This is a genomic window from Paenibacillus sp. FSL E2-0177, assembly GCF_037992975.1.
Taxonomy (GTDB): domain Bacteria; phylum Bacillota; class Bacilli; order Paenibacillales; family Paenibacillaceae; genus Paenibacillus_AQ; species Paenibacillus_AQ odorifer.
In genome coordinates this window covers 3,052,491-3,066,539 of record NZ_CP150307.1, presented here as the reverse complement: position 1 = coordinate 3,066,539, position 14,049 = coordinate 3,052,491, and the positions used below count along the sequence as shown (strand labels likewise).

Here is a 14,049-nt window from a genome sequence, read left to right as displayed (position 1 = left end):
CTTTAGTCATCCGTAATTTACACAGTCGTAAGACTGTCCTCCCTTCTAGAAAAATTAAGCAGCCAGTGCATGCCGATAATCTATCGGCGCGTACTGGCTGCTTTTAGTTTCAATTCGCTAGTAATGGTCTCTTCAATAATACGGTACAGACCTTGAAACTTAACTATTGATACGGGTCAGGAATTTCCTCCCACTGACCAGTAAAGACATCTACTTTAATCGTGAATTCCCTGCTTCCTTGCCTAACATCACTGAACAAATAACCATCCCCGATAAAGCCTGAAATCCAGTCCGTATCTGTTGGCTTGAAACCCTCTGTATCAAAGATAGGTTGGAGTAACTTATACAGTTCCTTCTGGTATTCTGTACCGTTAGAGATGTTCCACAGATCTATCGCTTCTCGGTTTACAAGACTTCTCAGTGGACTGCCAGAAGTTACGTCATGAACCGTTCCGGTAAGCGGATTTATTTTATAGCTATTGCCTTCCCCTACGCCATTCAGTGGATCTATATCCACCCTATACTGATCTCCGTCTTTGCTAAAGGTCCAACCACTTGCCGGAAGCTGTTTTTCCATCATGGACTTGATATCCTGTTCACTGAGTGGTGGAGATATAAACGATCCATAGTACATCTGTGCGCTCTCAATGGTCAGATTCTTCCCGTAAACGGCAATAACTTCGAGCGGAAACTCAGACATAGACGCCGCACCGGACATATGGGCTACAATTTGGTCATCTATCAGTTCGTATGAAACTATAGAGCCAAATCCGACCTTCTCTCCCCAAGCTCCCTCCGTGTAATCATACACTTTGGTCAAATGCTTTCCGTCCAGTTCAGCAGATACATAAGTGTGGTTATTTCGATGTGTAATGGATGATTTCAGCTTCTGATTCAACGTTTCGATCGGATCTTCAACCACAAGCTCTTCCAAGCTAGCAGGCTGGAGCACATGAATCTCACTCATAGAAAGTCCAGTACCCGTGCCGGTCGTAATGCGTATGAAAATTTCTTTAGTTCCATCTCCGTTCACATCTGCTTCTTCAATCAATGGAGGCCGAGTTTTATCTTCACCTGCATTCCACAAGAACGTACGGCTTACTTCACCACGCACATCTACCGTGACTTTATGCAAAAGTGTATTCTCACCAGTGGGATTAGCAGATACCGTGATTCCGTTTTTTTCCGCCAATAAAGTGCCTTTAACACTGGAATCCGTTGTATTTTTATCCTGCACTTCTGCCTGAAAAGTAGCAGGAGCGCTCATTGCCGGAGCTGATGCAGAATTTAGCTTTGCTCCTGTAAGGGTACAGCCACTTAAGATCATAATTACAGCGAGGCCCAGCATTGAGCTTTTTGCCGTAAATTTTTTGTGCCTGGTGATCATAATAATCCTTCTTTCCATTTCCTTTTTACTGCTTGAAATGCCAGCTGTACCTGCCAACCGGATCGGATCGGGTAAGGTTTCTAACAATTTGAGAAGTGTCAAGGCATAACTTCTGTGGCAAGCTGGTTCAAGATGCTTCAAGGCCAGAGCATCACAGGCAACCTCTTGATCGTCTTTCATTTGGCGTACGGCATACCACAACAGAGGATTAAACCAATGCATGGCCAGCAGCAGACCTGTCAGCAGATTTAGCAAAATGCCATGGCGCTTCACATGTGCCAGCTCATGAAGGAATATATGACGGAGTCCGTTCGTCTCCAGAGTGTGTAAAGTAGAGGTGGGCAGCAGCAACTTGGGCCGCATAACGCCAAGTAGTGTCGGTACGGCAATCTGCTTCGTCCCGATCAGCTTGACTGGGCGACGCACCTGCATTTCCTGCTTACAGGATTTGAACAACCGTTGGACTTCTGAGGAATGAATCTCCGTTTCCTGTCGAACCCGTGCGGTAAATCGCAGTTGCGCTCGAACCGACATGCCCAGCACCACCGCCGCTCCGCCAAACCACACCAAAACCAGTACATGTATCGGCTCCCATCCTGAATCGGTATGCGGATTGACTTGTGCCACATCATCCGATGTCGATTCTCCCGGCAAAGGTCCAGTTTTTGCAATTCCAGTAACTGACGGCGGTTCCTTTTCCCCTCCGGTCAACTCTGGGACATAAGTAAAGCCAACTTCCGATTGCGCTGACGGAATAAAGGAACTCTGCGCCGTTTCTTTCTCCAGCGGCAACAGATTAAAAATACTAAATGTGCTTTCAGGTGCCCAAGGTATAGCCAGCCTCACGATCAATGGTATCCACAGAAGATACGTCCAAGTAGGTTTCAGACGATCCTTGAACAGGAAGCGGGTCAATAAGATCAGCAGAGCCAGCACGCTCGCCATGGCAGACAGCGACAATACCTTGACGAACAGATTGTATGCAGCTTCCAGCAAGCGGCTCAGTCCTTTCGTTCATCCAAAATTCTCTTCAGTTCTTCAATATCTTCCCGGGACAACTTTTCATCCTGCAAAAAATTGACCAACATCGGGCGCAGAGTTCCACCGTAGATCCGCTTCAGAAAGGATCTTGTCTCCGATTGGACACATTCCTCTTCCCGCACCAGCGGATAATAGGAATACACCCTACCTGTCTGGTTATAACCAATAGCCCGTTTCTCTGTCAGACGCTTAATCAACGTCCGTACCGTCTTTGGGTTCCAGTCCCTGCTGCCTTCTAGTGCTTCAACAATCTCACCTGCAGTGCGTGGGGCACTTGCCCACAGCACCTTCATCACTTCCCACTCGGCATCCGAGATCTTTGGAGTTTCCGTAGACATCATTCTATCCGCCTTTCTTTCCTCTGTATGACTACACTTGTAATCCAATATCCAAAATATACAAGTCAGCATCGTTTATGTCAACCCTAAACTCCCAGCTCACCACGGTTTATGGACAATGTACACGGAGATTCATGATTACGTACATTAATAGCAATAATACGGCTTTATTAGTCAAAGATGACTTCAAAGAGGTGGAACCTATGCCTATAAAAACAGGTAATCAATACATCGAACGAATCGACCGGCAAAAGATCAATATCTGGTACAAAGGAACACGTGTTGAAGGTCCTTTATCCAAACACCCTGCCTTTCAAGGTCTCATACAAACACAAGCCGAAATGTATAACATGCAGTGTGATGAACGTTATTTGGCGCAGATGACCTATCCTTCACCTGATACTGGAGATCCGGTTGGTTTATCTTTTCTTCCACCCAAAAATGCTGAAGATTTAGAACGCCGGAGAAAAATGATTGAACTCTGGTCCAACAGACACCACGGATTTTTAGGACGTTCCCCCGATTATATGAATACGGCCATCATGTCTCTGTTCACAGCTGCTGATATCCTTGAGGATCATAATCCGAAATATGCTGAGAACCTCAGAAAATACTATGCCTTCTGTCGAGATCATGACATTTCCTTATCCCATGCTTTCATCCAGCCTCAAGCCAGCAAAATATCCGGCCAGATTGATGCTACAGAGGATTCTATCGCTGCAAAAGTCGTAGAAATCAATGATCAAGGGATGTTTGTTACCGGTGCTTTTATGATGGCAACACAGGGAGCTACATGCGATGAAATGCTTGTATTCCCAACTCCCTCACCCTCACTTGTGGATGATGATAATCCCTTTGCGTTTGCCTTTGCGGTGCCTAATGATCTGCCTGGGATGACTTTTTTTTGCCGTGAAAGCTACGCTGCCTCATCCTCCTACGACCATCCGTTAAGTTCAAGATATGAAGAAATGGATACCCTTGTTATCTTTGACCGCGTACTGGTCCCTCATGATCGTATATTTTATTATGGCGATGAGAGGTACTGTTCCCGATTATTCGGCGAGAGTAACTTTCATACGCATATGGCCCACCAAATTATCACCCGCTATATTGCAAAGACCGAGTTTTTTCTTGGTATGCTAGAGTCTTTGGCGGAAGAACAAAATGCTGTCCTTGAGGCCTACACGATTTTGCCTATTTCCAGAATATTAACCTATTTAGAAACTTTCAAAGCCTTAAGACTTGCAGCGGAAATAGGGGCTTCGCTCGACAAATTTGGATATCTCGTTCCAGATAAAGGTCCACTGTTGGCTTCAACCATTCACTTTTCAGAGTTTTATCCAGAGATGGTTGAAATGGTTCAAAACCTCAGTTCAAGCGGGCTCATCATGATCCCCTCTGAAGCCGACTTTACATCAAGCGCTGGTTCGTATCTTTATGAGTATTTGAAGGGAAATGTCTCGGATGCGTGGTATCGAAATGCCTTATTCCGGCTGGCTTGGGAACTAGGAGCGGGTGCATTCGGAGGTCGTCAAACCCAGTTCGAGCGGTTATTTTTCGGCAACTCCCAAACAGTGGCCTGGCGTATGTACAACAGCTATGATAATCACGAATATTTTCGTCAAATCGTTCACGAATTTATTGCCCCTGATGCCCACTTGTCTAAGTCAACAACAGATGGAATTTCCAATTAATCAAGAGTTGCGAAGGTTTATAATGATGTTTTTCAGGATTGATTAAGAGACTGCTTCCGCTCTCTTTTTCAGTCCTTTTTAAGCTTTATCAACAAACCAAATTAGGAAGAACTAGATGCTTTTTCATACCTGCACTGGACAATTCTGTAATAAGTTGTTTATAGTTTATTAGCATTAGGAAGTGATTTGCTAGCTTAGGAGGGAACAATGAACTATGGGCCATATCATAGTCGTAGAAGATGAACGTGCAATCAGTGACTTAATTACTATGAATCTAAAATTAGTCGGACATACCTATAGCAAGGCTTATCGCGGGCTGGAGGTTATTGAACTGCTGGAACGTGAAAAGGCCGATTTAATTCTGCTCGATATAATGCTGCCCGAACTGGATGGTTTTGAGATCATGCAGCGGATTGCTCACTTACAAATTCCGGTGATTCTGATCACCGCAAAAGATTCACTGGCTGATCGCATCAAAGGCTTTGAGCTGGGCGCCGATGATTATATTATTAAACCTTTTGAAATCCTTGAATTGTTGGCAAGAATCAATGTGGTGTTACGCAGGAGCGAAAAAGGCATTTCCAATTTTCTCTGTGAAAACGTTGAGGTACGTTATCTTGAGAGGCTTGTGATGGTGGATCAGATACCCGTAGATTTAACCGCTAGGGAATTTGAGCTGCTTGAGGTCCTTATCCGTAACAGAAATATTGCTTTATCAAGGGAAAAGTTGCTGGAATTAGCCTGGGGCTATGATTTTGAAGGAGATACCCGTACTGTAGATGTTCACATCAGACAGCTGCGCAAAAAACTAGGCTGGGAAGAACGAATTAAAACCGTATTTAAGCTTGGTTACCGCTTGGAAGTTCAGGTCTAGTATGAGATTCTGGCATAAAATTCTGCTGTCAGTCCTCGCCTTCTTCATCGTCGCCCTAGATGTAAGTGTAATCATGATTATGAAAAAAAGCTGGCAGCTGAACATGGACAGCGAAATGCAGCGTGCTTCAAGCGAACAGCTATTAATTGCAAACAACATTTATGAAAATCTTGAATCGATTCAGACCCGTGGGGCCACACTTACCTCTACTTTAATCTCAAGTGTGGCTCAATCCTATGGTGAATTTTATCATAAGCAGGGAATCGGACTACAGCTCTGGGAGAATGACCAGCTGGTTTATCCGAATGCCGGAGTCCCATCAGTCTCAACACCGGAGTCACATTCTATTCAACTCTCTACTGAGCTCCCTGCTCCCTATCAAGCTTTGTCGATCGTTTATCAACGTGATATCAGTGACCTGTATGCTAAGCAGCATGAGCTGAACCGTTTTTTTGTAATGATTAACTGGATTATCGGTCCAATTCTGCTCCTATTACTCTACTTGCTGATCCGGCAGTTGACCAAACCACTTAAACAGCTTTCAAAGACTACAAAAACGATCGCTGAAGGCAAATATACCGAGCGCGTGCAGTTGCGCAGTAAAGATGAATTTGGTGAGTTAGCCCTGAACTTTAACCGAATGGCAAACGCAGTGGAACAGCACGTGATCGAACTGTCTAATATGGCCGATGAAAAGCAGAGAATGGTCGATAACCTCGCCCACGAACTGCGCACACCTTTAACCAGTATGCAGGGATTTGCTGAATTTCTGACTTCCGCGAATATAGGCCAGGAAGAACAGCAGAAGGCTGGTCAATATATCCTTAGTGAAACTTTACGCCTGAAGAATTTAGCCTTCAAACTGCTGGATTTGTCCGTCCTACGGCATCATCCTCTGACTCTGAAACAAGTAGACATATCAGATTTGTTCAAATCGGTTAAACAGATTGAGCAGCTTAAATTGGACGAAGCAGGCATCAAACTAGAAATGGATTATTCCATCCCTGCGGTTTGGGGTGATCATGATCTGCTAACTTCCTTCTTGGTTAACCTTGTCGAAAATTCCATTCATGCATCTCCGCAAGGGAGCACCATCCGCTTGCTTGCCTATGTATTGCAAAATGAAGCCATATTGGAAGTATGTGATTCAGGATTTGGGATGACACCGGAACAGAGCGCGCGTGTATTTGAACCCTTTTATCGAGGTGAAAAATCGCGCACACGCGAATACGGGGGTGCGGGTCTTGGTTTATCTTTATGCAAGCAAATCGCAGATGCGCATCAAACTAGAATTTCACTCAATTCTACTTTAGGTCAAGGAACAAGTATCCGCATCTTTTTACAACTCCATAACATCTGTTCACCTACTCTATAACATCTATAGTTTAAGGTTAGGAAGATTCAGCATCATCCGAAGCAAATGGAGGTTATTCAAGTGAATAACAAAAAATTCCCCACTACTTTAGCTGTACTCCTGTTCTCGGGGAGTCTGCTAATCGTCAGTGCAGTCATTCAAAACACCACCCATTTAGCTTTAACCAGCACCAAAACCCAAGGGATGAAGTTGGAAGCACCAACGCCGGTGTCCTCCACAGTGAATGACGATCTACAACCGCAGATGAGTCCTAAAGAAATACAACCCATTAACAATTTCATAGACATGGCTGGTCATGAGACTTCTGAATCCAAACGGACCACTGTCACACCGCCTGCTGCAGGGAATTTGAGTCAGACTGATGCCGTTATTCTTGCTGCTACAAGCGTACGCAAATTATTCGATGTGGATATTGCCAAGCTGCAGATGCGGGTTATTCTGAGTGATACCCGAACCTCGCTGCCGTGGACATGGGCTGTACATTTCAGTCCATATAACGCCAAGACCCTAGAAGGGCAAGGTAAGGAATTCTGGGAATATGATGTACTAATTGATCCCATAAACGGTATGGTAGTGAACACGACCGCGATTAATATTGCTCTGAAAAGAACACCAATTAGCGCTTCTGCTGCCAGCACTATCTATAAAGATGCCCGTTGGATCAATGCGGCCATAACTATCCTTACAGATAAACAAAAAGAAAACCGGAAAATTGCTACAGCAACACTGATCAACACTGACACCAATGATAAACGCGGCATGGTCGCTGTTCAGATGATGCTGGAAGATGGCAGCAGCTACACGGCAGAAATGCGTTATCCTGATCAAAGTCTGCGCTGCCTTACCTACGAGACTGCTCAAGTACTGAAATAATCAAAAATAGAATCAGCTCTTCACTAATCCTACTTTTATGTCGATAATTTATATTACATGGAAAAGTATGGAGGAGCATATGAACACTAATCGCAGAACCGAACCTTTTCGATATACCCTTAAAGAACCTGTAACATTTGATCTTCATATTCTTACTATTAACGGAATTCAGGTTCCTTCCAAGCCTGTAAGGGCTGTATTGTTCGACATCAGTCGATCGGGTTGCCACTTATCGTTACCCCTCAATATCAACCCAGAAAATAACCTAGTACGCATTGGCATGGAAATGAATCTTACGGATGAATCTATGTACATAGAAGGAATATTGAAATGGAACAAAGAACAACAAGGCAGTTTCCACTACGGCATTCAATTGGACATCCCTGAGAATGATGGTGATCGACTCCCAAGGGTACTTCGCATCCTTGCTGGAGAAGGCAAAATATTAGTTCGTTAAGATAACAAAAAAGAGTAGTTTTAATCTAAAAAAGCAACAACCCCGCGTTTTCATGCAGGGTTGTTGCTTTTTAGCTATTGCGATCCAAACTTATTGTTGTAATCCGAAATCGCAGATCACCATTTCATGGATTTTATTCTTGAGGCACATCCCGTTCAGGGGATGCTGCTACAGCTTTTTCTTTCTCCAGTACCTCTCTTAAATCATCTTGAATTCTGCGATTCCATAAGGGAACCCCTGAGCGATAAGCAGCTCTGCCCGTCAAATGTGCAGATAAAGGTGAGGTCATAAATACAAAGACAATCCCCAGTAGCAGCTTAGCACTTATATGATCTAGAAAAAATGCAAAATATAGAAAGGCCCCGCTCAGAACACATAAAACACCAAGGGTGGCACTTTTGGCAGCGGCATGTGATCTCAGATAAACATCAGGCAGCCGAATCAGACCATAAGCACTTACAGCACTAAGCAATGCCCCCATCAGTATTAATAAGGCAAACAGCAATTCACCGACTGTCTTGATCGTTTCCATGTTCTAGCACCACTCCCCTTTCGATGTATCTGGCAAATGCCGTCGTGCCGATAAAGGAAAGAATGCCTATTAACAAAATAATTTCGATAAAAGCCTGCGTTCGGAGTAAAACAGAAAGAACGGCTACCATGGCTAACAGATTAATTCCAATCGTATCCAGTGCCGCTACCCGGTCGGGCAAAGAAGGTCCCTTCAACAACCGCCAGGCACATACACCAATCGCCAGCGCCATAATCGTAAGCGAGAGCATAAGAATAAATTGGATCATTAACGGGTCACCTCCAATATCGCACGCTCAAAGGTGTCACGGATATTCGCTCTGAACTGTGCGGGATCCTCAACATCCATGGCATGAATATACAAAGTCCGGTTATCATCCGAAACTTCAAGTACCACAGATCCGGGAGTAAGGCAGAGCAATGTGATCAACGTAGCCACTTCCCAATCCGATTTCAGCTCTGTAGTATATTTTAAGATTGCTGGACGTATATTAAGCTCCGGTCTCAGAACAGCTTTTACTACTACATAGCTTGAAACGACCAGCTCCCGCAGCAGCAACAGGATTAGCTTAATAATTGCCCACACTTTTCCTAGATATAATCTGGGCCAAAAACGTCGCATTCCGAGCAGAATGAGGATACCGATCAAGAAACCAATGACGAAACGTGGCCCAGTCCAGTCATTGTGCAGGAACATCCACAGGAATGCTATCATGAAATTCAATAATAGTTGAAAAGCCATAGTATCACTCCTTCATGACAGCGTTGATGTATAGTGCTGGATCAGCCAGTACAGCTCCGGCTTGGCTGACAAGTCCGTTTACCGTCTCCGCACCCACACCCATCAGAATTACAATCGCGAACAGAACAGCTGCCGGTGCCATCATAGCTTTATAATGAAGCGGTTTGACTTGTTCTTCCCTTTTCTCGCCACCCCAGAACACTTGCTGGAATACCTTGATCAAGGAATATAACACTACGAAGCTGGATGCAAGTGCAATCAGCGCCAGAGCCACGTGATTCTCGCCAAATCCACTCCGCACCATCATCACTTTTCCAGCGAAACCACTAAGGGGTGGAACACCAACCAATGCCAAAGTCAGTACAAAAAACATCCAGCCGGTCCACGGATAACGTCGGATTAAACCACCCATTTCTTTTAAGCGGTCAGTGCCTGAAGCTGAGATAATCATCCCACCCAGAAAGAATAATAATGCTTTGGCAACCATGTCATGCATTAAATAAAACACTACACCATTTAACGAATCCTGAGTCGCGACAGAGATCCCAAAAGCAATAAATCCTACACTGATGATGATATTATAATTAAATATTCGGCCCAAATCGTTGTATGCCAATGCCCCGATTGCCCCAAGTATCATCGTCGCCCCCGCCATCCAGGCAATCAATGTATGGGTGAGTCCCGGTTCTTGAATAAAAATCAAAGTAAAGGTACGAGTAATTGCATACAATCCGACCTTGGTTAGCAAAGCCCCAAACAGGGCTCTAACAGCCAATGGTGGTGCACTATAAGAATCGGGAAGCCAGAAAAAGAGCAGTAAACCTGCCTTAATCGAAAATACAATTAGCAGCAGGACCGCAATGACGTTCATTACACCGCCTTGTCCCGCCTCTGCTACACGCATAGATAGATGCGCCATATTCAGTGTTCCTGTCGCGGCATATAAATAAGCAATCGTCGCCACAAACAAGGAAGAGGAAATCACATTAATTAATACATACTTTAATGTCTCTCGCAGTTGACCCTTGGACCCACCAAGTACGATCAAAGCGTAAGAGGCAACTAACAGCACCTCAAAGCAGACAAACAAGTTAAACAGGTCCCCGGTGAGGAAAGAGCCAAATACCCCGGTTAATAAAAAATGGAAAAACGGATAGTAATAAAACCGTTCCCTGTCTTCCCCAATGCTAGCGAAGGAAAAAAACAGACAAGCCGCGCCAACAATGGCCGCAGTCAAAACGAGCAATGCCGAAAACATATCGGCAACAAACACAATGCCATAAGGTGGACGCCATCCCCCCATATATAAGGTCTGGATACCGTTTGTATTTACCTGATACACAATGAATCCTGCAACAAAGATATTTACAAACACACTGACGGCACTTATGATTCGTTGCAGACGTACTCGTTCTTTCAAAAAAATGAGTATAACTGCCGTAATGGCCGGAATCAGCAGAGGCAGCACTAACAAGTTGTTCATCGTCTCTCCTCCTTGGTTCCTTCCACATCATCGGTACCCGTCGAGCGGTAAGTCCGGTATGCCAAAACAATAAAAAATGCTGTTACTCCAAAGCTAATTACAATAGAGGTCAAAATGAGCGCCTGCGGCAAAGGATCGACATAAGCTTCCGCTTCCTCACCCAGCAATGGTGCAGCACCTGTCTTGAGGCCAGACATTGTCAGTAACAACAAATGAACGCCGTGCGTTATTAAAGTGGTTCCCAGAAGGATGCGCAGCAAGCTTTTGGAAAGAACTAGATAAACACCTACGGAAAACAGTACACCGATCGCCAGGGCAATAATAAGCTCCATTAGCTATCCCTCCCGATCGTAAATATGATATTCATAGTGACACCAATAACAGCTAAGAAAACACCGAGATCAAAGAACATTGCTGTGGTCAGTTCTGTTTTGCCCATAAGTGGCAGTTGGAAATAGCCAAACGCTTGGCTCAGAAAAGGTACATCGAATAAAAACGAACCTATTCCTGTAAGAAAAGCTACAGATACCCCAACCGCGATTAACTTACGATAGTCGATAGGCAATACCTTCTCAACCATATCAATCCCAAAAGTAATGGCGAGCAGTACCAATGCGGCTGATGCCATCAATGCTCCAATAAATCCGCCTCCCGGATTATTATGTCCGGCGAAAAACAGATAAAGCGAAAATATTAGTATCATAACGAAGGCTACTTTAGCTACCGCTTGTAGTAACACATCATCACTTACAGAAGAACGTGGTTTATTATCCTTCACAGCCCGCTTCAGTGGGGCAATAGTTCCATCCGTATCCAGCTGCAGTTTGATCATGGAATAAATAGCAAGTGAGGCAAGGCCAAGCACTGTAATTTCAAACATGGTATCAAAGCCGCGGAAATCAACGAGCAGAACATTAACAATATTTTTACCGCCACCCAAGGTATAGCTATTCTCCACATAATATTTCGAGATGGATTCGAACGGACTACTGCCTAAAGCAGCAAGTGCAACCAATGTCATAGTTATTCCCATCCCGATGGAAATAATTAGCTTAGGCAAGCGGGACCGAAGTTTGAGCGGCTCTTTCTCCAGCTTAGGCAAATGCCGAAAACATAGCAGGAACAATGTAACGGATACTACTTCGACAATCATCTGGGTAAGCGCCAGATCAGGTGCCCGGAACAGAACAAAGAGTAAAGTAACCATATAACCAACCATTCCTGTTAACAAAATGGCTGTGATTCTGGAACGAACAAAGGGGATAGCCAAAGCGCCCACAAGCATAACCATAACAACAATAACTTCAAACAAAGAAAACGGAGCATATTCAGTTGTCCCAAGCGTTATTCCATCGGTATACCACACGGCTCCACCAATGGCTACGATCAGGAAAGCGAAGATATACATCAAGTAATGGCGCATGGAACCTGTCATATAGGTGCCAGTCAACGCCCTAGACGATTTCTCGACCAGCCGGATTACTCCGTCATAGACTTGATTTAAAGTGTAGCCACTGCCCCATTCTTTATCGACCAGACTCCAGCGGCCATAGATTCGGTATACAATAATACCAAGAATCACAACACCAAGTGTCATCCATATTTCTGGTGTAAAGCCGTGCCAGAAATGAATATTCACAACAAAGGGTTCTCCGGTCTGCAAGATAGGGTGAATAGCATTCATTGCAGGGATAATAAGTGTTTTGGATAATATATTCGGGAAAAAACCGATAAATATAGACAGCACTGCTAGCAGGCACGGGGCAAGCAGAAGTCCAAATGGGGCTTCATGCGGTTTTTTGTCCAGCTTCTCAGGCTGATATTTTCCGAAAAAGGTGTGGAAAACCAAAATCATACTGTATGCAAAAGTAAACACGCTGGCAATCCAGGCCAAAACCGGGAAGAGCGTAAACAACGAGGGAATAGACAATATATCCAGGTTTCGGATATTCAGAACAGCCGTAAAAAACATCTCTTTACTTAAAAACCCGGAAAATGGCGGCAAACCAGCCATCGAGAAACTGCCGATCATCGCTACCGTAAAGGTAACCGGCATAATGGAAATCAATCCGCCCAGCTTTCGCAGGTCGCGGGTACCCGTCTCATGGTCAACTATACCGACCATCATAAACAAAGAGCCTTTAAAGATGGCATGGTTAATAAGGTGAAAGATAGCCGCTGTTGTTGCAGCAGTGTAAAAGACTGAATCTTCCCCTACATAAAATGCCGCTGCCGATCCCATTCCCAGCAATCCCATAATCAGTCCAAGTTGACTAATCGTTGAATAGGCTAATAGAGCCTTCAGGTCCGTCTGCTTCATCGCCTGGATGGAGCCATAAATCAAGGTGATCAAACCGACGCCTGACACAACCCAGAACCACTCATATTGCCCCGCAAAAACAGGGCTGAAACGGGCGACAAGATACAATCCAGCTTTAACCATCGTTGCCGAGTGCAGATAGGCGCTGACGGGTGTCGGTGCCTCCATGGCATCCGGCAGCCAGATATGAAACGGGAACTGAGCTGATTTGGTGAAGGCACCTAAGAGAATTAGTAGCATCGCCGGAATAAATAAAGCATGCCCGCTAATATCGCCAACCTCACTCCAAATTTCCCGGATACTAAAGGTGCCTGTCATTACATAAAGCATTAAAAAGCCGGCAAACATTGCTAAACCACCAAATACGGTAATCAACATAGATTTGAGAGCACCATACCGCGATTTTTGCCGCCGATGCCAAAAGGCAATTAACAGAAATGACGAAACACTTGTTAATTCCCAAAAGCCATATAACACCATCAAGTTATCCGAGAGCACAACGCCAAGCATCGCCCCCATAAACAACATTAGATAAATATAAAAAGGGGTTAACGCTTCTTTTCGCCGGTCCAGATAATAAATTGAATAGATAATTACAAGACTACCCATCCCAGTGATTAGCAAAGCAAACAACAAACTTAATCCATCCAGATGGAAAACCAAATCAATTCCTAGTGAAGGAATCCATGAAATGGTTTCATATCCCAAATCCCCACCTTTAATAACGGGAATCCGGGTTAAGAAATAAACAAACAAAACGAGTGAACCAGGGAAAACAAGCCATCCTCTATGAAGGTTGGGTGCTCTCTTGGACAAAAGTGCGATTACTAAGGCCATTAGAAACGGAACAAGTATGATTACATGCAGCAAAGGCAGTCCTCCTTTTCCACTTGAGCTTATCAAGTTGTGAACTTTAGTACTTACTTTTTTACCA

The 14,049-nt window shown here is 44.4% G+C and carries 13 protein-coding genes; 5 read left to right on the top strand and 8 right to left on the bottom strand.

Going from position 1 to position 14,049, the window contains the following annotated elements:
* Positions 1-163: 163 nt before the first annotated feature.
* On the bottom strand, positions 164-2,383 hold the full coding sequence (locus tag MHI25_RS13680) for a M56 family metallopeptidase (RefSeq protein WP_340395538.1): 2,220 nt from the start codon (positions 2,381-2,383) through the stop codon (positions 164-166).
* 5 nt (positions 2,384-2,388) lie between these two features.
* Entirely contained in the window at positions 2,389-2,766 is a 378-nt protein-coding gene (locus MHI25_RS13675; RefSeq protein WP_076126059.1) for a BlaI/MecI/CopY family transcriptional regulator, read from the bottom strand.
* Between the two features lie 134 nt (positions 2,767-2,900).
* On the opposite strand from MHI25_RS13675, the gene MHI25_RS13670 reads away from it, so the two are divergent.
* The 5 genes from MHI25_RS13670 (at position 2,901) to MHI25_RS13650 (ending at position 8,039) form a co-directional block, all read left to right on the top strand.
* A complete protein-coding gene (locus tag MHI25_RS13670; RefSeq protein WP_340395537.1) occupies positions 2,901-4,460 on the top strand; it encodes a 4-hydroxyphenylacetate 3-hydroxylase N-terminal domain-containing protein in 1,560 nt (519 codons plus the stop codon).
* Between the two features lie 214 nt (positions 4,461-4,674).
* On the top strand, positions 4,675-5,334 hold the full coding sequence (locus MHI25_RS13665) for a response regulator transcription factor (protein ID WP_076135640.1): 660 nt from the start codon (positions 4,675-4,677) through the stop codon (positions 5,332-5,334).
* A 79-nt stretch (positions 5,335-5,413) separates the two neighbouring features.
* Positions 5,414-6,709, top strand: coding sequence for a HAMP domain-containing sensor histidine kinase (locus MHI25_RS13660; protein WP_340395536.1), 1,296 nt, complete (start codon positions 5,414-5,416; stop codon positions 6,707-6,709).
* A 60-nt stretch (positions 6,710-6,769) separates the two neighbouring features.
* On the top strand, positions 6,770-7,582 hold the full coding sequence (locus tag MHI25_RS13655; RefSeq protein ID WP_339282030.1) for a hypothetical protein: 813 nt from the start codon (positions 6,770-6,772) through the stop codon (positions 7,580-7,582).
* A 79-nt stretch (positions 7,583-7,661) separates the two neighbouring features.
* Positions 7,662-8,039, top strand: a complete 378-nt coding sequence (locus tag MHI25_RS13650; RefSeq protein WP_076126051.1) for a PilZ domain-containing protein — start codon at positions 7,662-7,664, stop codon at positions 8,037-8,039.
* 133 nt (positions 8,040-8,172) lie between these two features.
* Here the strand turns inward: MHI25_RS13650 and mnhG are convergent, their stop codons facing one another.
* The 6 genes from mnhG to MHI25_RS13620 are packed head-to-tail and all read right to left on the bottom strand — an operon-like array spanning position 8,173 to position 13,991.
* Positions 8,173-8,571 (bottom strand): monovalent cation/H(+) antiporter subunit G, encoded by a 399-nt coding sequence (gene mnhG, locus MHI25_RS13645; protein ID WP_036686408.1) that lies wholly within the window; start codon positions 8,569-8,571, stop codon positions 8,173-8,175.
* Positions 8,546-8,839, bottom strand: a complete 294-nt coding sequence (locus MHI25_RS13640; protein WP_076135632.1) for a Na(+)/H(+) antiporter subunit F1 — start codon at positions 8,837-8,839, stop codon at positions 8,546-8,548. The genes mnhG and MHI25_RS13640 overlap by 26 nt, the downstream gene beginning before the upstream one ends.
* Entirely contained in the window at positions 8,839-9,312 is a 474-nt protein-coding gene (locus MHI25_RS13635; RefSeq protein ID WP_076126047.1) for a Na+/H+ antiporter subunit E, read from the bottom strand. The genes MHI25_RS13640 and MHI25_RS13635 overlap by 1 nt, the downstream gene beginning before the upstream one ends.
* Positions 9,313-9,316: 4 nt before the next feature.
* Positions 9,317-10,795 carry a Na+/H+ antiporter subunit D gene (locus MHI25_RS13630; RefSeq protein ID WP_076189930.1) on the bottom strand — a complete coding sequence of 493 codons (1,479 nt, stop codon included), beginning with the start codon at positions 10,793-10,795 and terminating at the stop codon, positions 9,317-9,319.
* The gene (locus tag MHI25_RS13625; protein ID WP_036686402.1) at positions 10,792-11,127 is read right to left on the bottom strand and encodes a Na(+)/H(+) antiporter subunit C; all 336 of its coding nucleotides are present in this window, start codon (positions 11,125-11,127) and stop codon (positions 10,792-10,794) included. The genes MHI25_RS13630 and MHI25_RS13625 overlap by 4 nt, the downstream gene beginning before the upstream one ends.
* Complete coding sequence (locus tag MHI25_RS13620; protein WP_076126230.1) at positions 11,127-13,991, bottom strand: Na+/H+ antiporter subunit A; 2,865 nt, start codon at positions 13,989-13,991, stop codon at positions 11,127-11,129. The genes MHI25_RS13625 and MHI25_RS13620 overlap by 1 nt, the downstream gene beginning before the upstream one ends.
* Positions 13,992-14,049: the final 58 nt, after the last annotated feature.

What these genes read in the sequence shown, in the direction of transcription:
- MHI25_RS13675 (WP_076126059.1), bottom strand. Translation starts at nt 2,766, where the DNA reads ATGTCTACGGAAACTCCAAAGATCTCGGATGCCGAGTGGGAAGTGATG.
- MHI25_RS13670 (WP_340395537.1), top strand. Translation starts at nt 2,901, where the DNA reads ATGATTACGTACATTAATAGCAATAATACGGCTTTATTAGTCAAAGAT.
- MHI25_RS13665 (WP_076135640.1), top strand. Translation starts at nt 4,675, where the DNA reads ATGGGCCATATCATAGTCGTAGAAGATGAACGTGCAATCAGTGACTTA.
- MHI25_RS13660 (WP_340395536.1), top strand. Translation starts at nt 5,414, where the DNA reads ATGAAAAAAAGCTGGCAGCTGAACATGGACAGCGAAATGCAGCGTGCT.
- MHI25_RS13650 (WP_076126051.1), top strand. Translation starts at nt 7,662, where the DNA reads ATGAACACTAATCGCAGAACCGAACCTTTTCGATATACCCTTAAAGAA.
- mnhG (WP_036686408.1), bottom strand. Translation starts at nt 8,571, where the DNA reads ATGGAAACGATCAAGACAGTCGGTGAATTGCTGTTTGCCTTATTAATA.
- MHI25_RS13640 (WP_076135632.1), bottom strand. Translation starts at nt 8,839, where the DNA reads ATGATCCAATTTATTCTTATGCTCTCGCTTACGATTATGGCGCTGGCG.
- MHI25_RS13635 (WP_076126047.1), bottom strand. Translation starts at nt 9,312, where the DNA reads ATGGCTTTTCAACTATTATTGAATTTCATGATAGCATTCCTGTGGATG.
- MHI25_RS13630 (WP_076189930.1), bottom strand. Translation starts at nt 10,795, where the DNA reads ATGAACAACTTGTTAGTGCTGCCTCTGCTGATTCCGGCCATTACGGCA.
- MHI25_RS13625 (WP_036686402.1), bottom strand. Translation starts at nt 11,127, where the DNA reads ATGGAGCTTATTATTGCCCTGGCGATCGGTGTACTGTTTTCCGTAGGT.